Source organism: Devosia marina (assembly GCF_009758415.1).
GTDB lineage: Bacteria > Pseudomonadota > Alphaproteobacteria > Rhizobiales > Devosiaceae > Devosia > Devosia marina.
The window spans coordinates 1,142,585-1,164,455 of record NZ_WQRF01000001.1 but is presented as its reverse complement, the minus strand read 5'-3'; the positions used below and the strand labels follow the sequence as shown (position 1 = coordinate 1,164,455).

Sequence of the window (21,871 nt, the reverse complement as noted above, 5' to 3'; positions counted from 1 at the left end):
CCTCTGGGGAGATTCTGACTTGGCATATATCGGGCATATCCGGTCTCGCATAGCGCGGCAGCCACCCCGAGGCGTCGTCATCGTCTCGCTGGCAATGTTGAGTTGGGCTCTGTGCGTGGGAGCCGGGAGTCTCATTACGGCTGGTTTCGCATTTATTGCATCTGCCTGATCGGCCAATGGGCGTCAGGCCACCAGCATGCGACAACTGCGGCACATGGCAGTATGGTGAACCGTTCCTTAAATATTGCCGACTAGCTTTGCCCCATTGGTGCGGAGTTAGTCATGATCGAATACGAGGCTTTTGCCGAACTGTCGCAGTCGCATGACTGTGAGAAGAGAGGGCAGGCGGCCCATCTGGCAGCTCTTGCGTATCTCCACCATAATGGCCCGGCGGACGAGCATGCTGCCCTCTACGCTGCACTAATAGCATTCCTCGACGATACTTCGGTCAAGGTGCGGGCCGCTTTGGCCTATGGGCTGCTGCATTCAGCCCAGTCCCCGCGTCCGGTGATACTTGCGCTCCTGCAGGATGCGGCCGTTATTTCCAGGGCGGTTTTGCAGTATTCTCCCATCCTCTTAGACGCCGATCTGCTGCCCCTGGCCGCGCGGGGCGATCAGAATGTGCTTGTCGCTATATGTCACCGACAGTCTATTAGCCCAAGGCTGGCAACCGCAGTGCTGGCTCGCGGTGATCGCGATGTCGCCCTTCGACTGCTGCGGCGCCAAGACGTGCCGATGGATGCCCAGGCTCTTAACGATCTGGCCAAGAAGTGGGGTGGCGATGCTGTTTTCCGGGGCGTGCTGCTTGCCCGAAAGGACCTGCCTCCTGCCGCTCGCCTCCTTCTGGTTCACGAGTCAGCGGAAAGTCTCAAGGCCTGTCGTCTGGTAAAGGGTGCTCTTTTTAAGGACAGGCTGGATAGAACTTTTCGCAATGGCACCGACACGGCGCTTGCCGCTATTGGCGAGGCCCAGAGCGAGATTGGTCGAGCGTCATATGTCGGTACGCTCTTGCACACAAACCAAATCAATACCCGCCTTCTAATTCATGCGGTGATCAGCGGTCATGCATTATTTTTTGCAGCATGTATTGGTGCCTTGGCCGACACGAACAGCGCGAAAGTCTTCACGCTCTTGCAGAACGGAAGCCGCGCTGCGCTCGATGCCCTTTTCGCACGGTGCGGACTGTCCGTCGCTTCCCGCCAACTTCTGCTTCGCCTGGTCAGTTTAGCCCGCACGGCCGATCTAGCGGACGATGATGCGGCGCGTCACTACGTGATTACCACTCTGACAGAAGAGATGATCGCCGAGTTCGCTGGCGACATTCCTCAGGATATTGAGGAGGCCTTTAGCTATCTTAGTGAGCAGAACATCATACTTGCCCGGCGGGCTGCACGCGGCGTCATGTCTGCGTTCGCCCGCGCGACGCAAAGACCGATGGATCTGTCGACCCTCTCGAGCAAAGAGCGATTGCACCTTCCGGCCGCCTAATCGGGACGACGAAGGATGGCCCAATGACGTGGAATCCTGTGCACGCCTAATAGCGGAACTGCTCGCTTAGAACTCTTTCCTCAAGGCTGGTGCCGGGATCGAATAACAGAGTTACTCCGTGGGAGCGATCCTCCCGGACGGTGACTTCAAGCACGTTTTGAAATTCGATGTTGTCGGCCACTGCACTTACCGGCCGTTTGGCTGCCTCGAGTGTAGTGAATTTGACGACTGCCCTGTTCGACAAAATTGCGCCGCGCCATCTACGCGGTCGAAAAGGGGAAATCGGGGTTAAAGCGAGAAGAGGGGCCTCTATCGGAAGAATGGGGCCGTGGGCTGAGAGATTGTAAGCAGTAGACCCTGCCGGAGTTGCCACCAAGGCGCCGTCGCATATCAACTCCTCGAGCCTGGTCTCACCATCAACGATGATCTGCAACTTGGCTGCCTGATAGCTTGAGCGGAACAAGGATACTTCATTGATTGCCAAGGCAGCGCGTTCCTGGCCTGAAGTGTCGGTTACATGCATCGACAGCGGATAAATGCGCGTGCGTTGGCTAGCGAAAAGACGTTCTTCTAGGTCCTCCTCGCTGAACGCGTTCATGAGAAAGCCAACTGACCCGAAGTTCATTCCGTAAACAGGTTTGTCCGTGCCGATGACGCGATGGAGCGTTTCGAGCATCAACCCGTCTCCTCCCAATGCCAAGACGAAATCGGCATTGTCCAGCTCGGCAAATCCGTAGCGATCGCGCAACCTCGCGGCAGCATCCTGTGCTGCAGGGGTCTGGCTGGTCACGACGCAGATTCTGGTCATGCCGCGATTCCTTCCTGGTTGCTATTGGACGCTTGCCTATCATGGGCGGTGGCACCTCACCAGCCTGGCGTAGGTGCCCTCCCGGCGTCCTGCGGCATTTGAATAAGACTTTGGATCAGTTCGACACAAATTGCCGAGCGTATTTGAAGCCCGTGTTGGTTTTGCGCGCTTTATGACCGCATACGGTTGGGGCCGTAACCCCGGCAAATTGAATAAAATTTTATCCATTGCGCTCAGGTGGGCGCAATTTGTTGCGCGCATTCAACAGTGATGAACTCGACCGCGTCATCGCTGCGTCAGGGGCCGCGTCGATGACGAAGGCCAGGTAAACGAAGTCAGCTCATGTGGCGACATAGGTGAAGTCTGAGGGCAGAATCGGTCGGGCACCGGTGCTTGGAACTGACGGTACGTTTGGTCGAGCGGGCAAGGAGGGCTTTGTCGATAATCGTGGTGCGCACCGGTTTGCCGCAAGTGACACCCTGCAAGCCGCGCTGCCGCATCAGCGTTTGCGCCGTGCATCGCGCAACATCGAACCCTTCCCGCTGCGGCTGGCGCCAAACCTTGCGGATCCAATAGACCGAGAAATTCTCGGCAAGGGCCCTTATGGCCTCGTGCTTGAGGTCTTCATCGTTTTGGGCGCGCCGGCAACTCGAGCGCCATCGACTTCGGTCTTCTTTATCCAATCGTCCGGGGTGAGGGCCAAGCAGCCGATCTTCTGGGAAAGCGAAATCACGGCGGCTCAGCGAGGCGGATATCCTCGCAATCCTCTATCACATCCGCTCAGCTTGGGTCCGCACCTCAGGGAGAAACATGGTCGTTGTCTTGCTCATTAGGCTCTATCCTAATTGGGCGTTAGAGCCTCCGACAGTCCCCATGCGGTTCACCATGATGAACCCTCCACCCTGGAATCTCGCACGTTTGGACCCAAGGTGGATGCGGGGCGAAAGTTTGGGCGCCCGCGCTTCCCGTCATTAATTTTGTTTTGAAGGGGAATTGTGGTGCCGGCAGCAGGGTTCGAACCCGCGACCCCCTGATTACAAATCAGGTGCTCTACCAACTGAGCTATACCGGCATTGCGGTGCCGTTTATCATCGAGAGGGGCGATCGCACAACAGATAAAAGCGCATATCTCTGAGCTTTGCGTCGGTCGGACGCCGGTGAACTTTTTTTCCGCCAATCGGGGGACGCGCGCATTGCGCGGTGCGGCTGTCCGGGCGCTTAGGGTGGGCTTTCACACGCGCTGCCCCGTCGGTGCACAAATTTGCCTCAAGACCCTGTAGTGCCAGCGTTTCAGGCAGTTTTCGGGTTGAAGATCGAGGCCGCTGGAGGGTACGAAACCTTGTCAAATCTCCGCCGCCAGGCCCCAGTTCCGGATAAGAGTGTTGGACCAGAATCGACTGACGCATTTGCAGACCCTTGAGGCCGAAAGCATCGAGATCCTGCGTGAGGTTGCCGCGAGTTTTGAGCGGCCAGTGATGATGTACTCGATCGGCAAGGATTCGAGCGTCTTGTTGCATCTAGCGCGCAAGGCGTTCTTTCCGAGCAAGATTCCGTTCCCGCTTTTGCATGTCGATACGACGTTCAAATTCCGCGAGATGATCGCTTTCCGCGACAGAACGGCGGAGGAATACGGGTTCGATCTGATTACCCACACCAATCAGGATGGCGTCCGCGACGGCATCAACCCGTTTGACCACGGGTCTTCGCGGTACACCGACATCATGAAGACGGCAGCGCTGCGCCAGGCCCTGACCGCGGGGCGCTATGATGCCGCCATTGGCGGGGCGCGGCGTGACGAGGAAAAGTCACGCGCGAAGGAGCGCGTGTTCTCGCATCGCAATGCCAGCCATGCCTGGGATCCCAAGAACCAGCGGCCCGAGTTGTGGCGGACCTTCAACACGCGGCTCAATCCGGGCGAGAGCATGCGGGTGTTTCCGATCTCGAATTGGACCGAGCTCGATGTGTGGACCTATATCTATTCTGAACAGATTCCCATTGTTCCGCTCTATTTTGCGCGGCCTCGGCCGGTGGTCGAGCGCTCGGGCACGCTGATCATGGTCGACGACGAACGCCTGCCGCTCAATCCGGGCGAAACGCCCAAAGAGGAAGTGGTGCGGTTCCGCACGCTGGGGTGTTATCCGCTAACTGGCGCGATCCGGTCCGATGCCGCCGATCTGCCCTCCATTATCATGGAAATGCAGGCCAGCCGCACTTCGGAACGCGAGGGGCGCCTGATCGACAGCGATAGCGTTGGTTCGATGGAAAAGAAGAAGCAGGAAGGGTATTTCTAGTCATGTCCGCAATTCCTGCTACTGCCGATAACAGCCTTGATCTCTGGCTCGCCCAGCAGACTGAAAAATCGCTCTTGCGCTTTCTTACCTGCGGAAGCGTCGATGACGGCAAATCAACGCTGATTGGACGGCTGCTCTACGATAGCCAGCTCATCCTCGATGACCAGTTGGCTAGTCTCAAGAAAGAAAGCCACAACCGCACGGTGGGCGACGAGGGGATCGATTTTTCCCTACTGGTAGATGGCCTTGTGGCCGAGCGGGAGCAGGGCATCACGATTGACGTGGCCTACCGGTTCTTCTCGACCGACAAGCGCAAGTTCATCGTGGCCGATACGCCGGGCCATGAGCAGTACACCCGCAACATGGCGACAGGTGCCTCCAATGCGGAGCTGGCGCTGGTGTTGATCGATGCACGCAAGGGTGTGCTGACCCAGACCCGGCGGCACAGCTTCATCCTCTCGCTGATCGGGGTGAAGCATGTGGTGCTGGTAGTCAACAAGATTGACCTGGTGGACTACGATCAGGAAGCGTTTGACCGCATCGTGGCTGAGTATCGCGCCTTCGCAGAACCGCTGGGTTTCAAGTCACTGGCAGCCGTGCCTGTCTCGGCGCTGCGAGGCGATAATATCCTGCGCCCCAGCGAGAATACGCCGTGGTATGAGGGCGAGGCACTGGTGCCCTATCTCGAAACCATCGACGTTTCCGAGGATCGCACGACCGAGAAATTTCGCTTTCCGGTGCAGTGGGTTAACCGGCCCAACCTTGACTTCCGCGGGTTCTCCGGAACGGTTGCATCCGGGACGATAGCGGTGGGCGACGAGGTGCTGATTGCTGCATCGCGCAAACCGGCCGTCGTCAGCCGCATTGTCACCATGGATGGTGATCTGGACCATGCCATTGCCGGGCAGGCGGTGACGCTGGTGCTTGATCGCGAGGTGGATATCTCGCGTGGCGACGTGCTTTCGCGGCCGGGGGAGACACTGGATTATTCCAATCAGTTCCAGGCCAGGGTGGTCTGGATGAACGAGGAGCCGGCCTATCCGGGGCGCTCTTATCTGCTCAAGATCGGCACGCAGACGGTGCCGGCGACCATTACCGATCTCAAGTTCCGGACCAATGTGAACACGCTGGAGCAGACGGCGGCAACCAAGATCGATCTGAATGAGGTCGCCACGGTCACGCTCAACACCGACAAGCCGATTGCTTTCGATCCCTATGCCAGCAATGGGCGCACTGGCGGTTTCATCCTGGTTGACCGGATATCCAACGCCACGCTGGGAGCAGGGACCATCGAATTCGGCCTGCGGCGTGCCCAGAACCTGACCTACCAATCCTTTGACGTGAATCGTGAAGTGCGCGCACAGATGAAGGGGCAATCGCCTCGCATCATCTGGTTCACGGGTCTTTCGGGCTCAGGCAAGTCCTCGGTTGCCAACCTACTTGAGAAGCGGCTGACTGCCGAAGGGCGGCACGCCTATATTCTGGACGGTGACAACGTCCGGCATGGACTGAACAAGGACCTGGGGTTTACCGAGGCCGCGCGGATCGAAAATATTCGCCGCGTTGCCGAGGTGGCACGGCTGATGGCCGATGCCGGCTTGATCGTGCTGGTGTCGTTCATCTCACCCTTTGAAAAAGAGCGCCGGCTGGCGCGCGAGATTGCCGGGGATACCGATTTCACCGAGGTCTATGTGGATACTCCGCTAGAGGTCTGCGAGGCGCGCGATCCCAAGGGGCTCTACAAGCGGGCGCGCGCTGGGGAGATCAAGAATTTCACCGGCATCGATTCACCCTTCGAACCGCCGGAAGATGCCGAGCTGGTTTTGCATGGCGCCGAAGCGGGCCCGGAGGTCCTGGCAGATCAGCTCCACGCCTTCCTCAAGCTCTGAAACGGCGCCGGGATTGGCCGTTGCCAATGGTACCAGTCAGCTTGGCGTGCTGGGTCAGACCCGGCCGAATTCATCTTCGATGCGGATGATGTCATCTTCGCCCAGGTAGGAGCCGGTCTGCACCTCGATCAGTTCCAGGTCGATCTTGCCGGGATTGGCGAGGCGATGCACGCAACCGGGCGGCAGGTAGATGGACTCGTTTTCGGTCACCACGCTTACGGTGCCGTCAATGGTTACTTCCGCCGTGCCACGCACGACCACCCAATGTTCAGCGCGGTGGTGGTGCTTTTGCAGGCTGAGCTTTCTGCCGGGCTTGACGAACAGCCGCTTGACCTGGAAGCGGTCGCCACTGAGCACGGATGAATAGCCACCCCATGGCCGATAGGCGGTGCGATGCACTTCGGTCAGGCCGGTTGTTTCGGCGTCGGCGCGCATGCGCTGAACCATATCGCCAACCTTTTGCGCGTCCGAGAGCCGGCCGACATAGACCGCATCGTTGGTAGCGATTACGGCGATATCCTCGACGCCGTTGACCGCCACATGGGCGTGATCGGTCACAACCAAAGAATCGGATACGCCATCCAGGGTCACGGCACCCTGCGTGACATTGCCGGACGGATCGCGCTGAGCCGATTTCCACACAGCGTCCCAGCTGCCCAGGTCCGACCAGGGAAAGTCGACGGCAACAACCGCGGCCTTGTCCGTCTTCTCGAAGATTGCATAGTCGACCGAAATATCCGGCGCTCCCGTACATGAGGGGGCGTCGAGCCGTATGAAGTCGAGATCGGCACTGGCTCCAGCCACAGCGGCTTGTGCTGCCTCGAAGGTCTGCGGCGCCAGCGTCCGGCACTCACTGAGAAAGTCGACGGAGTCAAGGACGAACATGCCCGAGTTCCAGAAATGTCCCCTAGCGGAGAGCATCTCAATGGCCCCTTGCATGTTGGGTTTCTCGACGAACCGTTGCACGGGACAAGCGCCCGCGCCAACCTTGGCATCCGCCTGGATGTAGCCAAATGCTGTTTCGGGATGGGTCGGCACCTGTCCAAAGGTGACCAGCTTGCCTGCCTCGGCGGCCACTATGGCCTCGGTAACTGCCAGCCAATAGCCATCAGTGATTTCAACCGCATGGTCTGAAGGAACGACATGTAGGATGGCGTCGCCGTAACATTGCAGGACGTGGGCCGCGGCGGCTGCCATGGCAAGGGCTGTGTTTCTGCCTACAGGCTCCAGCAGAATGCTTGAGGGCGCTATTTCGATCTCGGCAGCCTGCTCGGCAACAAGGAAGCGGTATTCCGCATTGGTGACGACGACGGGCGGGGCGGAATACAAGGAGCTATTCACACGCTGCAGCGTCTTCTGGAAAAGGCTGAGGGGGCCCGTGAGGGGCAAGAACTGCTTGGGGCGCGCTACGCGCGACATCGGCCAGAGCCGCGTGCCCTGGCCACCGGCCAGAATGACAGGAATTACCTTCTTGGCCATGGTGGTGCTCCGATCGTCCAGGCGTTGTCGGATGAATACTGCACGTCATATTTGTAATGGCAGTATTAAAATTTCAAAAGCGCTGGCTCGTATCAGTTGATGTTTGACGGTGGCATGATCAGGATCAGACTTTACTGCGGCGCAATGTGTCAACTCCAGAATAATCATTGGATCGCAGATAGCGTGAACGCGCTAGACCCGGCTGCCTGTTTCGAGGGCTGCGAAATCGGTCTGGTCGAGTGTCGACAGGGTCTTCATCATCAGGCCCCTGAAGATGGGCTCTCGCTCGTCGGGGTGAGCGAGAATCTTGGGCAGGCCGTTGATCTTGCAGACCAGGGAGGAGGACAGTGCGGCCTCGACTTCGGGCCTAAACAAGTCCAGGGCGCGCGCACCGGGTCCGACAATAAGGATGTGACTGGGATCGAACATGGCCATCATGCGGCTCAGCCCATAGCCGATGGCACGACCGGCCAGATTGAAGCCATGAGTCGCGTCTCTGTCACCGGCTTCGGCGCGCTGGATCAGTGCGTCGAACTGCTGCGCAGGAACGGAAGGGGCAGGGGGGGTGGTTTCGGGCACCGAATAGCTGGTGCGCAAGATGCCATAGTCGGCCGCATAGGCCTCGATGCAGCCGCGCATGCCGCAACGGCAAAGGGCGCCGTTGGGCATGTGGTTCATATGGCCGAACTCGGTGGCGCCGCCCTCGCTGCGACCGGTGATATGGCCGTGGAGGCTAAGGCCCATGGCGACCGTCGAGCCGACAAAGACCGTGGCCACGCTGGATTGAAGCAGGCCGGGGTCGAGCCAGCGCGTGCCTTCGGCCAGCAGACGGCCACGCTTGTAGAGAGCGACCGGCAAACCTGAGTCTCGGGCAAGGTCATGCGCGAAGGATGACCCGGCCAGACTGGCAATGGGCGACCATTTGAGGCCACTATTGTCCGGGTTGAGAATGCCTTGAACACTGATGGCGATGCGGCGGAGTGTCCGGACGGCCTGTGGCGTGCGGCCGCGAAGGCTATCCAGATGCGCGGCGAAAAAGCCGCCGGGTGGCGTTTCGGCAAAAGTCGATGGTGATATGGCCGTTTCGATCCGGTCCACCAGTACGCCCGAATAATCGACAAGCGAAGCGCGCAGGCGATTCACGTCGATCTCGAAGAGGGCCACATAGGCGGCCGCGCGCCGGAAGCCTACCAGGGTGGCCGGCCTTCCACGCATGCGCCCATCGGTGCGTTCGTGACTGGTGAGCTCTTCAACGATCCGCTGCGCGAGCAGGTCCTGCATGATAGCTGTAACGCTGGCGTGGCTAAGGCCCGTAATACCTGCCAAAGCAGTGCGCGACTGAGGGCCGCCTGAGCGCAGGGCACCCAGGATAAGTCCGCGATTTTGCCGACGGACGCTATCACTATCGCTGACGTTTCGCGTCAAGCGGTCTTCTCCCCCAACCCCAATATCCAAATCAGCATTGTGCACGCCATATCGCAACTTCCGAATTTCTTCGATGTCCGAAAATGAAGTTGACATGTCGCGGCAGCGCATGCGAGACCTTTTTTCGAGCAGTAAAATTAATGCTCAGGGCGCAGGGAGGCGGCGCCCTGTTGGGGTCAAGCCGCCAACTTGCATTGCGGGCAGCAATTCTGCCCATGGGAGGACAGATATGAAGAAATTTGCAGCAGTTCTGCTGGCGTCGACCGTGCTTATCGGTTCGGCTGCCGCGCAGGACCAGATTGTCGTCGGCGTGTCCTGGAACAATTTCCAGGAAGAACGCTGGAAAACTGATGAAGCCGCTATCAGGGCCGCGCTCGATGCTGCCGGCGCCGAATATATCTCGGCTGACGCCCAGTCGTCCGCGTCCAAGCAGTTGACCGATATCGAGAGCCTGATCAGCCAGGGTGCAGATGCGCTGATCGTTCTGGCGCAGGATAGCGATGCCATCGGTCCCGCGGTGGCTGCCGCTGTGGCAGAAGGTATCCCAGTGGTCGGCTATGACCGTCTGATCGAGAACCCGGACGCCTTCTACCTGACTTTCGACAACAAGGAAGTGGGCCGCATGCAGGCCCGCGGTGTGTTCGAGGTGCAGCCTGAGGGTAATTACGTCTTCATCAAGGGCAACTCGGCCGATCCGAACGCCGATTTCCTGTTTGCCGGCCAGATGGAAGTGCTCCAAGACGCGATCGATTCCGGCGCCATCGTCAATGTTGGCGAGGCTTATACCGACAACTGGAATCCTGAAGTCGCCCAAGGCAATATGGAACAGTTCCTTACCGCCAATAACAACGAAGTCGACGCCGTGGTCGCTTCTAATGACGGTACCGCCGGCGGTGCTATTGCGGCCCTAAGTGCTCAGGGACTTGCCGGTTCTGTGCCCGTCTCCGGACAGGATGGCGATCATGCTGCCCTCAACCGCATTGCCCTGGGTACCCAGACGGTGTCGGTGTGGAAGGATGCGCGCGAACTGGGCAAGAAGGCCGCTGAAATTGCGGTCGAACTGGCCGGTGGTGCCGCCCTGAACGAAGTCACTGGTGCAACCACATTCTCCGATGGCCCCAATGGCGTCGAGATGAATGCTGTGCTCTTGCCACCCGTGCCGGTGACCCAGGATAACCTTAACGTCGTGATCGACGCCGGCTGGGTTTCCAAGGACGTGGTGTGCCAGGGCGTTGCGGCTGGCTCAGTCGCCGCGTGTGACTGAGGTCATCTTGTACTAGACTGACCAGCAAGTGCCGCGGCGTGACGCGCTGCGGCACTTGCTTGATCAGACCGCGCCCCGGTTCGCCGGAGCGCTTCTTCCATGGGGGAAATAGATGGCCGAACCGCGCGCCATGACAAGCACTACGCATTCGAGCCAGACGGTGCAGAATCCGCTTCAGCGGTTCCTGATCGCGACCGAGATCGACACGCGCCTGTTGGGCATGATCGGTGCGCTGGCCATCATCTGGATTGGCTTCAACTTCTTCTCGGGTGGTCTGTTTCTGACCCCGCGCAATCTTTGGAACCTGTCGGTGCAGACCGCGTCGGTGGCGGTGATGGTTACCGGCATGGTGCTGGTCATCGTAACCCGCAATATCGACCTGTCCGTGGGCTCGATACTGGGCGTGGTAGGCATGGTGATGGGCGTGATGCAGACCCAGATACTGCCGTCGCAGTTCGGGTTGGGGTTGGGTCATCCGTTGATCTGGGTGTTGTCTCTCGCCACGGGTCTGGCCGTCGGTGTGGGTATTGGCGGGCTGCAGGGGGCGATCATTGCCTATCTGCGGGTGCCGGCCTTCATCGTGACGTTGGGTGGATATCTGGTTTGGCGCGGTGCGGCCTGGTGGGTCACGGCCGGTCGAACTGTGGCACCCATGGACTCGACTTTCCAGCTCATGGGCGGTGGGCCCGATGGGTCGATCGGCGCCCTGTGGAGTTGGGTGATCGCGGGAGTGGCCTGTGCTGCGATCGTCATCGGGCTGTATTTTGGACGGCGCCAGCGTCAGCGGTTCAACTTCCCGCAGCGACCGGTCTGGGCTGAAATTTCCCTGGCCGTAATCGGCTGCGGTGCGACGATTGCAGCGGTCTGGGTCGCCAATGCCTATCCCTGGCCGGTGCGCATTGCCGAGCGGTTCGCAGAGGCCAATGGCATCGCGGTCCCAGAAGGCGGTCTGTTCATCTCGCACGGCATCGCCATTCCGGTGTTGATCGCGGTCGGCGTCGGCGTGGTCATGACATTCCTGGCCACCCGCACGCGCTTTGGCCGCTATGTCTATGCCATGGGCGGCAATCCCGAGGCGGCCGAACTGGCCGGCATCAATACGCGCTGGGTGACCGTCAAGATTTTCATGCTGATGGGTGCGCTCTGCGCTATCGCGGCCGCCATCTCGACGGCCCGGCTCAACGCGGCGACCAACGCTCTGGGGACGCTCGACGAGCTTTATGTAATCGCCGCAGCGGTGATTGGGGGCACGTCCCTGGCCGGTGGCGTGGGCTCGATCGCCGGGGCGCTGCTGGGGGCACTGGTGATGCAGTCGCTGCAGTCGGGCATGGTGCTGATGGGTATCGACAGCCCACTGCAATCCATCGTGGTTGGCATGGTTCTCGTCTTTGCGGTGTGGCTCGACACGCTCTACCGCCGGAACAAGCATTAGGAGTTGCGTTATGCTGGATACCGGCAAGCCTCTGGTCGAAATGACCGATATCTCGATCTCCTTCGGCGGCATTCACGCCGTGGACCGCGCTTCTATCGACCTGCATAGCGGGGAAGTGGTGGGGCTGCTCGGCCACAATGGTGCAGGCAAGTCGACGCTGATCAAGATTCTCTCAGGTGCCTATAAGCGCGATGAGGGGGAAATCCGCATCAATGGCGAGCCTGCGACGATCAATAATCCGCGCGACGCGAAGGCCTATGGCATCGAAACGATTTATCAGCAGCTCGCTGTTGCCGACAATGTCGATGCCGCGGCCAACCTGTTTCTCGGCCGCGAGATGGTCACCTCGCTCGGCACCCTGGACGACGCCGCAATGGAGTCCAAGGCGCGGGAAGTCATGGGGCGGCTCAACCCCAATTTCCGCCGCTTCAAGGAGCCCGTGAAGGCCCTCTCCGGAGGGCAGCGGCAGTCCGTGGCGATTGCCAGGGCGATCCTGTTCAATGCGCGCATTCTGATCATGGACGAGCCGACGGCGGCTTTGGGGCCGCAGGAAACGGCGCAGGTGGGTGAGCTGATAAAGCAGCTCAAGTCCGAGGGGATCGGCATCTTTCTTATCAGCCACGATATTCACGATGTGTTTGATCTGGCTGATCGGGTGGTGGTGATGAAGAACGGGCAGGTCGTGGGGCAGGCAAAAACCTCCGATGTCACCAAGGATGAAGTGCTGGGCATGATCATCATGGGCAAGGTACCAGCAGGCGCTCAGCCGGGGCCGGGCGCGATAGCGGACTGACTTCGTCGGGAGACCGGCGGCTTGTGTGGCGCCGGGAGTTGCCGAGGCGCACCTGATCGTGCGAGTTTTCGCCAAGTTTGGTAGGAGATTCCGCATGAAAACCCGCGCCGCCGTTGCCCTTGCTGCCGGAAAGCCGCTTGAGATTGTCGAAGTGGATCTGGAGGGCCCCAAGGCCGGGGAGGTCCTGATCGAAATCAAGGCCACGGGGCTTTGTCACACTGACGATTTCACGCTCTCGGGCGCCGATCCGGAGGGGTTGTTTCCGTCCATACTCGGGCATGAAGGGGCTGGCGTCGTAGTGGATGTCGGCGCCGGCGTCGCCAGCCTGAAGAAGGGCGACCATGTCATCCCGCTCTACACACCTGAGTGCCGCGAATGCTATTCATGCCGATCGGGCAAGACCAATCTGTGCACCGCAATCCGCGCCACCCAGGGGCAGGGGCTAATGCCCGATGGGACCTCGCGCTTCTCTCTCGAGGGCAAGCCGATCTATCACTATATGGGTTGCTCGACCTTTTCGAACTACACCGTCATGCCGGAAATTGCGGTCGCCAAGATCGATCCGGCCGCAGCGTTCGACAAGGTTTGCTATGTCGGTTGCGGCGTGACGACCGGCATCGGCGCGGTGATCAACACTGCGAAGGTCGAGATTGGTGCGACTGCGGTGGTGTTCGGGCTGGGCGGGATCGGGCTCAATGTCATTCAGGGCCTGCGGCTCGCCGGCGCCGACATGATCATCGGTGTCGATATCAACAATGGGAAGAAGGAGTGGGGCGAGCGCTTCGGTATGACCCATTTCGTCAATCCCACCGAAATCGGCGAGGATGTGGTGCCCTATCTGGTCAACCTGACCAAGCGCCGTGGCGATCTGATCGGTGGTGCCGATTACACCTTCGATTGCACTGGTAACACCAAGGTTATGCGTCAGGCGCTCGAATGCGCGCATCGCGGCTGGGGCAAGTCGGTGGTGATCGGCGTGGCCGGGGCCGGGCAGGAGATTTCGACGCGGCCGTTCCAGCTTGTGACTGGTCGGACCTGGATGGGCACGGCTTTTGGTGGCGCCAAGGGGCGGACCGACGTTCCGAAAATTGTCGACTGGTATCTCGATGGCAAGATCGAGATCGATCCCATGATCACGCATACGCTTCGGCTCGAAGACATCAACAAAGGCTTTGACATGATGCATTCGGGCGAAAGCATCCGGTCAGTGGTGGTTTACTGATCAGAACGCCTCGCATGGTTTGGAGGGGTGGCGACAGCGCCGCTTCCCCCAACATTGTTGACGGGGCAGCAGCATGACACATGCTGGTAAGAGCCTGGTCGTGCTGACTGGTGCACGCGGTGCGGAGAATGGTTGGTGGAAGACAGATTGACCTTTGTGCTGGACGAAATCGCGCATGCCTGATCCGACCATCTTCGTTGATGCCGACGCCTGCCCGGTCAAGGACGAGGCCAAGAAGGTCGCCGAACGGCTCGGGCTGGTGATTACCATTGTCAGCAATGGCGGGATCAGGCCATCGCGCGACCCGATGGTTCAGGTTGTGGTCGTTCCGGCAGGGGCCGATGCGGCGGATGATTGGATCGTTGAACACGCCAAGGCCAATGATATCGTGCTGACGGCCGATATTCCGCTAGCAAGCCGGGCCATCGACAAGGGCTGCCACGTGCTAGGATTTACCGGAAAGCCCTTTACACCAGCCTCTATCGGCATGGCGCTGGCTATGCGCGATCTCAAGCAGCATCTGCGCGAGACCGGTGAGATATCCGGTCACAATGCCAGCTTCCGTCCGGCTGATCGGTCCGCATTTCTAAGTGCCCTCGATACTTTGGGGCGCAGGGCCATGACTCTGACGGGTAAGTAAATCTTAAGATCTTGCGAGGGGATTGTTAACCATAAATCGAGAAAAGTAAGCCCACTTGATTTGGACGGGTGGGCTCAGTCTTGCGGTTGTTTTCTGCGCTTTTGTGTTCGAGCCTGCTTGCTTTGAACTTGGCTGGTTGCGCCAAACCAATCAGTCAGAATTCTGTTACCCACTCGCATTCGATGGTCGATGACAGCGTGATGACCGGGAGTGTGGCGCGAAGCGCGTCGGCGAGGCTGGAGCAGGCGATGCCGCGCCGAATACCTGGCACTAGCCACCTTGCCGGTCGAACCCTCGAAGTCGCTTCAACCACCGATATCATCTTGCGTCCGGGTGAAGTCATCCTGACATTCGATGATGGTCCACGGCCGGGCAAGACCCCAAAAATCCTCGATGCGCTCGACCAGTTTGGGGTGAAGGGGACTTTCCTCATGCTCGGTTCAGCAGCCAAGTCCAATCCGGCGCTGGCCCAGGAAGTGGCCCGGCGTGGCCATAGCGTGGGCAGCCATACCTTCGATCATAGCAATCTGGCCGATCTGTCTCGTCAAGCGGCGCTTGCGGAAATTGCGCGCGGGGAAGCAGCGGTCGCCGAGGCTCTAGGAGGAGCAGGGCGGCTGGCACCGTTCTTCCGATTTCCTTATCTGGCACAAACCGGCTTTCTTCGTACCAGTCTTCTGCATGGAGACATGGTGGTGCTGGACGTCGATATCGACAGCAAGGACTACTACAAGCAAAGCGCGCAGACCGTAGCCAACCGAACGCTGGATCGGCTGGAAGCGCGCGGCAGTGGCATCATTCTGTTCCACGACATCCACCAGCGTACCGTCGACCTGCTCCCCGGTTTCCTTGCGGAACTTGAAGCACGCGGCTATTCGGTGGTCCGTTTGGCACCCAAGGCGGAGGGCGTGTTCGGCCGCAGCTTGATCACGGCGGACACCAGCAGCCTTTGAGCAAAAAGCCCTAGCTGAAGAGCAGGTCGGTAACGAAACGGTTGCGGAATTTTCCTGCCGGATCAAGGCGCTGCGCCAGGTTGCGGAAGTCGGATATACGCTGGAACCGCGTTTCCACGACCGCAGGGGGCAGGGTGAAGAGCTTGGCCCAGTGCGGACGTGGATCAAACGGGGCCAAGGCCGCTTCCACCGCCTTTACGGCCGCGATGGCCGGCTCCCAGTCCGGGCGCCAGGTGAAGTGGAACCCAATCGTGTCTTGTTCATAGGCGGAACTTAGCCAAAGCGTGTCGGCGGCCACCGATCGCATTTCGGAAATGAACAGGGCGCCGGAGAACTGTTCCTGGGCGGCGTGCAGGGCGGCGATGGCGGCCGGCGCATCGGCGCGCCTTACAAAGAACTCCGACTGCAACTCCGCCCCCGCTGAGGCAGTGTTGCCGATGGCGAAGTGAAACAGCCGCTCGTGCCAAGGACCGGCCACACCGAACTGCGCGGTGCAATTGGTTCCATCCATATCGGGAATCGGGTGGCAGGCCCTTGTTGCGGCCCTGGCTCCGAGCACGTCAACCGGCGGTTCCCCGGCGCTGCCCAGCGCCTTGACCCAGATCTGGTCAATGGTCGCCCCCTGCCAGCGTGTAAAGAGGCTTACGCTATAGGCACGCGACATCAATGCATCAAAGTTCTCGACGACGGTGGCAATCGGCAAATCCAGATAGACATTCTGCCGGACATGGAAACTGGGCACGATATCAAGCGTCAGTTCGCAAAGGACCCCGAGCGCACCCAGGCTGACGACGGCGCCATCGAAATCGGTGTCTCCGCGGCTCAGGCTGAGGATCTCGCCATTGGCGGTGACCAGCTTGATCCCCGAAACGGCGGCGGCGAGGTTCCTGTTGGCGTCGCCCGAGCCGTGAGTGGCCGTCACGACTGCACCGGCAATCGTGATGTTGGGCAAGGACGCGACATTGGGCAGGGCGAAACCGGCTGCATACAGAACCGGCGCCAGATCGGCATAGGTGGCGCCACCATCGACGCTCACTGTCCGGGCGGCAGGGTTTACTTTTATCCTGCGCTCAAGGTCTGACAGAATGACCAGTGTGTCGTCGGTATCGGCTATGGTGTTGAACGAATGCCCGGAGCCCAGGACGCGCACCTTGTCCGATCTGCGCACGATGTCCTGGAGCTCAGCGAATGTGCGGGGCCGAACGACAGTGCGCGCGGCGAATGCGATATTACCTGCCCAGTTGCGCGGCCCAGCGTTCATGCGTCTTCGTCGTCCTCTACGTCGGTCAGATAGACGGAAATTTCTATGTCGATGCCATGCCCGGCGATTGCTGCCGCAGCATGGGCGGGCAGGCGGGCGGACATGGATTCGCCCTCGGCGGGATAGTCGAAGGCGATATCCAGCACGGCCTTGCCGATGCGGCGGTCATCCAGCATGGCGGCAATGGTCGTCCCAGAGCGTTCCGCCAGCTCGAGAATTGCACGCACCGGGTTGTCCGTGGGCACGTCCACTTGTGCGTAAAAGCTGTCTTCCGCGTCTTCTGGCTCGAAACGAGACGTCAATTGCTTGAGTGCGGTATCGAGTTCCTGCTGCTGCAGAGTGACGCCAGACAATCTCAGGGCAATGGCGAAGGGTTGGAACTGGCTCATGCGGTTCTGCCTGCGGTGGCTGCAAAGAGCGCAATGGCTGCGGCATTGGAGACGTTGAGCGACTTGATCGGGCCGGGCATGTCGAGCCGAACCATTTCGTCGCAGAGCTCTCTTGTGCGCTGGCGCAGCCCCTTGCCTTCGGCCCCCATGACCACGGCCAGCGGAACGGCGTCTGTGCGCGGGCGTATCGGCGCTTCCGCTTCAGAATCAAAGCCCAGCACTAACATGCCGCGTTGCTTGAGATTTTCCAGCGTGTCGGCCAGGTTTCGAACTTCGATCATCGGCACGAGATCGAGCGCCCCGGAGGCCGCCTTGGCCATGACGCCGGTCTCCCTGGGGGAGTGACGGGCCGTGGTGATGACCGCATCTGCCCCAAAGGCGCAGGCGGTGCGCAGGATAGCACCGACATTGTGTGGATCAGTCAGTTGATCGAGCACGACGACCAGCTTGAGATCGGCAATATCCTTGAGGCCGAAGCGGCTGACCGGGTCGACCTCCAGCGCGACGCCCTGATGCACGGCTTCGCCGCCCAACAGGCGATCGAGCTCCTTGGGCGTGGTTTCGGAAATCGGGACTTTGCCGATGTCCCCGGTCTCCTTCAGGCGATTGAGGGCGTTTGGCGTCGCCAGCAAGGCCTTCTTGACACGGCCGGGATTATCCAGCGCGGCACGGACCGTGTGCAGTCCATACAGATAGACCGGACCGGCATCGGGATCATATTTTGGTTTAGGCGGAAATTTGTTGCGGCTCATGCCTGGAGCGGTAGCTGGTTTACCGGGTTTCCGCAAGGAATCCGCGCACCGATTGCACTGCCTGTTATTGCGCCTTCAAACACAACGCCGATAGGCATGCGGGTTGTCCCAGCGGGCACGCCCGGTCGTCAGGTCGACTGAGTAGAGATAGAACTCGTCCGTGCTGATCCATACGGCGACAAGACTTTCCCCCATGGCCGGAAGCCAGGTCGTTCGGCCCGAGAACGCCGAGAGCTCGAACCCAACTTCGTCTCCTATCGGCGAGCGATAGGTCAACGTTCCGTTGTCGCTGCTGTTCAGGGCTACGGGAGCCGCGCAGGTGGCTATGGGTGCTCCATTGATCATGCCTTCGCCCTCGGGAAAGCCGACACTCCAGAGCCCGGCAAATGGTTCGGGCACGCCATTGGGGATGTCGGCGATGCTCTCGCGCGGAAATTCGGTCGCCTCGATGCGGGGCAAGAAAAGCACAGTCGTCAGAGCAGCGATCAGCACTATCGCAAGCAGGGTGAGGAGAGAGAAACTCCCACGGCGACGTCTCCAGCCAGTATTCGACACGATCAATTTCCTGTTCATGATACAAATTGCAGCTAAAACTATACAAGTGTGCAATTTTGTGGCATCCCCGGTTCAAAGGATATGGGGGCGAGCGCATGGGCATGGGGCAGTCCGGTGAGGGGGCAGCTGTGTTGCGCCTGTCGCCGCAGGCGCGGCTGATCGTGGTCGCTGCGGTGTTTCTGATTGTTGCTTCGGGCGCGATATGGCTTGCTACCAACCAAGCCTAGATGGGTCTTGCACTGTCCGCCGGGGATGATGGGCTAGTTGTGGTGAGGAACGTCCAGCGGGATGACCTGCCGACGGTGCTCCAATCTGGTGTTCGCCTCCATACCCTGGCGGCCGCTGGCCTGGGAGACCCGCTCGACCTTGGGGCGCTCGATGTGATCGAAGAGCCGGACACGCTTGATACCTATACCGAACTCAATGCCTTCCGCATGCCTTCCGCGCGCGCCAGTCTGCACTGAATCGCGTGCTCAGCGCTGGCGAGGTCGTTCTTGGTGTGACCTTGGCAGACGGCAGCAAAGCTGAGGTTAAACTTGCCGCGCTGGGGGCCAGGCCTGGCTGGTCGCTCCCCTTTGAATTCTGGCTCCAGCTTGGGGTCGGTGGGGCGGGTATCCTCACGCGCCGAAGCAGCCCTGCACGCGACTCGCCTGGGTCTGACTTAGCGCCGGATTCTGCGATTTCGGCTTTCGATTGGGCGAGGGGTCTGGACTTCACTGAGCCTGACGCTTCAGGGTTGCCGCTCACTAGATCAGGTGTGTTTCGTCTTTCGTCAGGTCGATTGCGATCGCATGAAGGCGATCCTGCAATGAACGCATCCGACTGATGTCGCTTTGGATGCCAATATAGTGCGATACTTCACCTTCCGGGTTTACGACCGGCTCAAGAGAAAGTCGGTTCCAGAACGGGGTGCCGTTCCTATGGTAATTGAGCACGTCGATGAGCAAGGATTCGCCTTTTGCGATGGCTGCGCGCATTTGCTCTACGGCTGCGGGGCTGGTGTCAGTGCCCTGCAGGAAGCGGCAGTTTCGTCCGATGACCTCATCGCGCTGGTAACCCGTCATTTTCTCGAAGCCGCGGTTCACGTAAACCAGAGGGGCATCTGGGGTCCGAACATCCGAAAGCGTCAAAGCCTGAACTGAAAGATCAAGCTTCGAGTCCTGGATTTTGCGTTCGACAAGCGGGTGTTTGATCAGCTTCATGGTGTCGCGATACCCTCAGAGATGCACCTTCATAGCGCTACTGGGTTAAGACATCGCATAGCGTAGGCAGGGCGTGGCGGGGTGGGGCTACAGCGAGTTGATCAGGGGTTTCTTGGTATCAGTGCCGTCATAGCGGCTAGAATTGACCGCGCGATTCACGCGATAGAATTCGAGCTGGCTGTCGATCTGGGCGTCGAGCAGGAGAGCTTTTGCCTCTTTGCCCTGAATATCCGTGTTGAGCCAGGTGCGATATGCATCGCGCGCAAGAATGATCGGCATCCGGTCATGGATCGCTGAAATCTCCGGCACGGCCGGTGCAGTGATGATCGTGCAGCTTGAAACCCCAAGGTTGTCATTGTGCGCCCAAATGCCCGCGAAGCTGAACGGGGCGCCATCGGGCAACTGCAAAAGCCAAGGATCCTTGCCGCCGTCCTCTGCCTTGGTCCATTCGAAATACCCGTCTGCCGGAATCAGGCAGCGGCGGGATTTGAAGCCCTCCCGGAAGGCGCCAGACGTGTCGACGGTCTCGATCCTGGCATTGAACATCGCGGCCTTGGGCAGCTCTTTGGCGAAGAACGGCACCAGCCACCAGCGGCCTTGGTCCATCTGCATGTTGCCGGCCTTGTCCAGGTGGACGAAGTCAACGTCCTGGGTTGGCGCGATGTTGAAGCGAGGGGGTAGGTTCGTCGCGGGCCGTTGATGGATGTTGTAGAGCGCGTGAATCTGCGACCAGGTCAGCTCATTGGTGAAGCGTCCGCACATCAGAAACCCTCCCGCTTGAACAGCTTCCCCATTCGGGGCGCCAGATGCCAACTTCTGCCATCGTCATGACAACACGCTCATAGCCCATTCGTTGCTGGAGGTCGTGCGCATGCGCAAGAGCGTCCTTACGGTCGACCAACCGGTTTCTCCACCAGCATCGAAAACGCCTTTCTCGGTCACTCTGGCGGTCCGGTAGATGGTGCCATTGGCTGGTCATAGGAGAGGCCGACACCGAGCATGTTCGCGCTGGTCCCTCCGATACCGACCATGATGGCATCTTCTGCGATCTCGTCGTCATCGGTGCTCAATTGGCAAACCGGTGGGCAGGTCTCGAAGCATCGCCCTGACAGTGATTTCCCGCCCGTCAGCGCACCGGTCCTCCCGGCGATGGCCTGGGGATTATGCGGTCGCGCACGCTGGCGTATCGCGGATCGTTCGCCATCTCCGGCGCGGTTGGGACCAGTATTGCGGTGCAGCTTCCCAGGGAGGACTAGGCACCATGAATGTGGAGAGCCTGCTGATCGTCGAGGACCTCATTGATCCGGATTACGCAAGCGGCTTTTCCAGAAGCCCGTATCGACACGGACAGGATTATGAAAGGAAACGCGCGCGCAGGTCGTGCAGCGGCAATGGTCCATGGCGCGGCGGATCATAGCATTTCCAGCATACCGGCCTGCCGAAAACGAGGGTGATAGCCTGACCCGCCGCGAACTCAAAGCGCTCAAGCTGCCACCGTCCCGGCCGATGGGCCGAAACTGTACAACAAACTGTGCAACACTCGATTGGCGCGTTTCCCGGAAAACCGGGGCTTTACTCTATCTGGCGGGGGGTGTTGGTGGAGGGGACTGGATTCGAACCAGTGTAGCCTGAGGCGTCAGATTTACAGTCTGATGGATTTAACCACTCTCCCACCCCTCCACATTTCCGGGTAGGAAGCGACGAGCACTTGCGTGTCGTCGGGGCGGTTTATGGTTGGCTGTCGCATTAGTGTCAACACCCTAGCGTGCTAGATGCGCAAGAATTTGGCTCCGCAGGTAAATTGTGGATGGCGGGGCGGTGATGGACTTGCCAGCCAGCCCCGGTTCGCGCTAATCGGTGCCGGTGGCATAGCCCTCGGGCGGGTATAGCTCAATGGTAGAGCAGCAGCCTTCCAAGCTGAATACGCGGGTTCGATTCCCGCTACCCGCTCCATCTTCTCAACATTCAAATCGACTACGCATCTGGTTCTGCTGGTATTTTTGCGGCGACCTTGGTATGATCGTGCGCAAT

Annotated in this window: 21 protein-coding genes, 3 tRNA genes and 1 pseudogene; 12 read left to right on the top strand and 13 right to left on the bottom strand. The window is 59.8% G+C overall.

The genetic code is table 11. From position 1 onward, the window contains the following. Positions 1-282: 282 nt before the first annotated feature. Positions 283-1,488, top strand: coding sequence for a DUF2336 domain-containing protein (locus GO014_RS05570; protein WP_157289412.1), 1,206 nt, complete (start codon positions 283-285; stop codon positions 1,486-1,488). Between the two features lie 46 nt (positions 1,489-1,534). Here GO014_RS05570 and GO014_RS05565 read toward each other — a convergent pair whose 3' ends face one another. From GO014_RS05565 to GO014_RS05555, 3 genes and pseudogenes are all read right to left on the bottom strand, one after another. Then, the gene (locus tag GO014_RS05565) at positions 1,535-2,296 is read right to left on the bottom strand and encodes an NAD kinase (RefSeq protein WP_157289411.1); all 762 of its coding nucleotides are present in this window, start codon (positions 2,294-2,296) and stop codon (positions 1,535-1,537) included. Between the two features lie 343 nt (positions 2,297-2,639). After that, positions 2,640-2,937 (bottom strand): annotated as a pseudogene (locus tag GO014_RS19615) (IS3 family transposase); the annotation flags it as partial. 355 nt (positions 2,938-3,292) lie between these two features. After that, a tRNA-Thr gene (locus GO014_RS05555) sits at positions 3,293-3,368 on the bottom strand. A gap of 310 nt (positions 3,369-3,678) precedes the next feature. Between GO014_RS05555 and cysD the strand changes: the two genes are divergently transcribed. Next, on the top strand, positions 3,679-4,587 hold the full coding sequence (cysD, locus tag GO014_RS05550; RefSeq protein WP_157289409.1) for a sulfate adenylyltransferase subunit CysD: 909 nt from the start codon (positions 3,679-3,681) through the stop codon (positions 4,585-4,587). A 2-nt stretch (positions 4,588-4,589) separates the two neighbouring features. Continuing rightward, entirely contained in the window at positions 4,590-6,476 is a 1,887-nt protein-coding gene (cysN, locus tag GO014_RS05545; protein WP_157289408.1) for a sulfate adenylyltransferase subunit CysN, read from the top strand. 54 nt (positions 6,477-6,530) lie between these two features. On the opposite strand, the gene GO014_RS05540 is transcribed toward cysN, so the two are convergent. Together GO014_RS05540 and GO014_RS05535 are read right to left on the bottom strand one after the other, a co-directional pair. Continuing rightward, positions 6,531-7,955: a mannose-1-phosphate guanylyltransferase/mannose-6-phosphate isomerase gene (locus tag GO014_RS05540; RefSeq protein ID WP_157289407.1), complete on the bottom strand. Its 1,425-nt coding sequence runs from the start codon at positions 7,953-7,955 to the stop codon at positions 6,531-6,533. Positions 7,956-8,147: 192 nt separating this feature from the next. Then, positions 8,148-9,380, bottom strand: a complete 1,233-nt coding sequence (locus GO014_RS05535) for an ROK family protein (RefSeq protein ID WP_157289406.1) — start codon at positions 9,378-9,380, stop codon at positions 8,148-8,150. Positions 9,381-9,609: 229 nt separating this feature from the next. Here GO014_RS05535 and xylF point away from each other — a divergent pair, with 229 nt between their 5' ends. From xylF to GO014_RS05505, 6 genes are all read left to right on the top strand, one after another. Next, positions 9,610-10,644 carry a D-xylose ABC transporter substrate-binding protein gene (gene xylF / locus GO014_RS05530; protein WP_157289405.1) on the top strand — a complete coding sequence of 345 codons (1,035 nt, stop codon included), beginning with the start codon at positions 9,610-9,612 and terminating at the stop codon, positions 10,642-10,644. Positions 10,645-10,756: 112 nt separating this feature from the next. Then, entirely contained in the window at positions 10,757-12,076 is a 1,320-nt protein-coding gene (locus GO014_RS05525) for a sugar ABC transporter permease (RefSeq protein WP_157289404.1), read from the top strand. Between the two features lie 10 nt (positions 12,077-12,086). Continuing rightward, complete coding sequence (locus GO014_RS05520) at positions 12,087-12,869, top strand: ATP-binding cassette domain-containing protein (RefSeq protein WP_157289403.1); 783 nt, start codon at positions 12,087-12,089, stop codon at positions 12,867-12,869. A gap of 94 nt (positions 12,870-12,963) precedes the next feature. Then, a complete protein-coding gene (locus GO014_RS05515; protein WP_157289402.1) occupies positions 12,964-14,091 on the top strand; it encodes an S-(hydroxymethyl)glutathione dehydrogenase/class III alcohol dehydrogenase in 1,128 nt (375 codons plus the stop codon). 175 nt (positions 14,092-14,266) lie between these two features. Further along, positions 14,267-14,731, top strand: a complete 465-nt coding sequence (locus GO014_RS05510; RefSeq protein ID WP_157289401.1) for a YaiI/YqxD family protein — start codon at positions 14,267-14,269, stop codon at positions 14,729-14,731. Positions 14,732-14,817: 86 nt separating this feature from the next. Beyond that, positions 14,818-15,681: a polysaccharide deacetylase family protein gene (locus GO014_RS05505; RefSeq protein WP_246204381.1), complete on the top strand. Its 864-nt coding sequence runs from the start codon at positions 14,818-14,820 to the stop codon at positions 15,679-15,681. Positions 15,682-15,691: 10 nt separating this feature from the next. Here GO014_RS05505 and GO014_RS05500 read toward each other — a convergent pair whose 3' ends face one another. From GO014_RS05500 to GO014_RS05485, 4 genes are all read right to left on the bottom strand, one after another. Continuing rightward, a complete protein-coding gene (locus tag GO014_RS05500; RefSeq protein ID WP_157289400.1) occupies positions 15,692-16,942 on the bottom strand; it encodes an FAD-binding protein in 1,251 nt (416 codons plus the stop codon). Beyond that, a complete protein-coding gene (locus GO014_RS05495) occupies positions 16,939-17,331 on the bottom strand; it encodes a hypothetical protein (RefSeq protein WP_157289399.1) in 393 nt (130 codons plus the stop codon). The genes GO014_RS05500 and GO014_RS05495 overlap by 4 nt, the downstream gene beginning before the upstream one ends. After that, entirely contained in the window at positions 17,328-18,083 is a 756-nt protein-coding gene (gene rlmB, locus GO014_RS05490; protein WP_157289398.1) for a 23S rRNA (guanosine(2251)-2'-O)-methyltransferase RlmB, read from the bottom strand. Before rlmB ends, GO014_RS05495 begins: the two co-directional genes overlap by 4 nt. A 75-nt stretch (positions 18,084-18,158) precedes the next feature. After that, entirely contained in the window at positions 18,159-18,638 is a 480-nt protein-coding gene (locus GO014_RS05485) for a hypothetical protein (RefSeq protein ID WP_157289397.1), read from the bottom strand. Between the two features lie 95 nt (positions 18,639-18,733). Between GO014_RS05485 and GO014_RS19355 the strand changes: the two genes are divergently transcribed. Together GO014_RS19355 and GO014_RS05480 are read left to right on the top strand one after the other, a co-directional pair. Continuing rightward, entirely contained in the window at positions 18,734-18,865 is a 132-nt protein-coding gene (locus GO014_RS19355) for a hypothetical protein (RefSeq protein ID WP_281351137.1), read from the top strand. Continuing rightward, positions 18,866-19,102: a hypothetical protein gene (locus GO014_RS05480; protein WP_157289396.1), complete on the top strand. Its 237-nt coding sequence runs from the start codon at positions 18,866-18,868 to the stop codon at positions 19,100-19,102. A gap of 282 nt (positions 19,103-19,384) precedes the next feature. Here GO014_RS05480 and GO014_RS05475 read toward each other — a convergent pair whose 3' ends face one another. The 4 genes from GO014_RS05475 to GO014_RS05465 form a co-directional block, all read right to left on the bottom strand. Beyond that, positions 19,385-19,840 carry a PAS domain-containing protein gene (locus GO014_RS05475; RefSeq protein ID WP_157289395.1) on the bottom strand — a complete coding sequence of 152 codons (456 nt, stop codon included), beginning with the start codon at positions 19,838-19,840 and terminating at the stop codon, positions 19,385-19,387. 87 nt (positions 19,841-19,927) lie between these two features. Further along, positions 19,928-20,602, bottom strand: a complete 675-nt coding sequence (locus tag GO014_RS05470; protein WP_157289394.1) for an SOS response-associated peptidase — start codon at positions 20,600-20,602, stop codon at positions 19,928-19,930. 176 nt (positions 20,603-20,778) lie between these two features. Beyond that, positions 20,779-20,910 (bottom strand): hypothetical protein, encoded by a 132-nt coding sequence (locus tag GO014_RS19350; protein ID WP_281351136.1) that lies wholly within the window; start codon positions 20,908-20,910, stop codon positions 20,779-20,781. A 525-nt stretch (positions 20,911-21,435) separates the two neighbouring features. Continuing rightward, positions 21,436-21,520, bottom strand: a tRNA-Tyr gene (locus GO014_RS05465). A 199-nt stretch (positions 21,521-21,719) separates the two neighbouring features. Between GO014_RS05465 and GO014_RS05460 the strand changes: the two genes are divergently transcribed. Further along, positions 21,720-21,793: transfer RNA gene (locus GO014_RS05460), tRNA-Gly, on the top strand. Positions 21,794-21,871: the final 78 nt, after the last annotated feature.

Coding starts and splice junctions, on each gene's coding strand:
- GO014_RS05515 (WP_157289402.1), top strand. CDS start 12,964: ATGAAAACCCGCGCCGCCGTTGCCCTTGCTGCCGGAAAGCCGCTTGAG.
- cysN (WP_157289408.1), top strand. CDS start 4,590: ATGTCCGCAATTCCTGCTACTGCCGATAACAGCCTTGATCTCTGGCTC.
- GO014_RS05470 (WP_157289394.1), bottom strand. CDS start 20,602: ATGTGCGGACGCTTCACCAATGAGCTGACCTGGTCGCAGATTCACGCG.
- GO014_RS05565 (WP_157289411.1), bottom strand. CDS start 2,296: ATGACCAGAATCTGCGTCGTGACCAGCCAGACCCCTGCAGCACAGGAT.
- rlmB (WP_157289398.1), bottom strand. CDS start 18,083: ATGAGCCGCAACAAATTTCCGCCTAAACCAAAATATGATCCCGATGCC.
- xylF (WP_157289405.1), top strand. CDS start 9,610: ATGAAGAAATTTGCAGCAGTTCTGCTGGCGTCGACCGTGCTTATCGGT.
- GO014_RS05495 (WP_157289399.1), bottom strand. CDS start 17,331: ATGAGCCAGTTCCAACCCTTCGCCATTGCCCTGAGATTGTCTGGCGTC.
- GO014_RS05525 (WP_157289404.1), top strand. CDS start 10,757: ATGGCCGAACCGCGCGCCATGACAAGCACTACGCATTCGAGCCAGACG.
- GO014_RS05540 (WP_157289407.1), bottom strand. CDS start 7,955: ATGGCCAAGAAGGTAATTCCTGTCATTCTGGCCGGTGGCCAGGGCACG.
- GO014_RS05500 (WP_157289400.1), bottom strand. CDS start 16,942: ATGAACGCTGGGCCGCGCAACTGGGCAGGTAATATCGCATTCGCCGCG.
- GO014_RS05570 (WP_157289412.1), top strand. CDS start 283: ATGATCGAATACGAGGCTTTTGCCGAACTGTCGCAGTCGCATGACTGT.
- GO014_RS05510 (WP_157289401.1), top strand. CDS start 14,267: ATGCCTGATCCGACCATCTTCGTTGATGCCGACGCCTGCCCGGTCAAG.
- GO014_RS05475 (WP_157289395.1), bottom strand. CDS start 19,840: ATGAAGCTGATCAAACACCCGCTTGTCGAACGCAAAATCCAGGACTCG.
- GO014_RS05480 (WP_157289396.1), top strand. CDS start 18,866: ATGGGTCTTGCACTGTCCGCCGGGGATGATGGGCTAGTTGTGGTGAGG.
- GO014_RS05520 (WP_157289403.1), top strand. CDS start 12,087: ATGCTGGATACCGGCAAGCCTCTGGTCGAAATGACCGATATCTCGATC.
- GO014_RS19355 (WP_281351137.1), top strand. CDS start 18,734: ATGGGCATGGGGCAGTCCGGTGAGGGGGCAGCTGTGTTGCGCCTGTCG.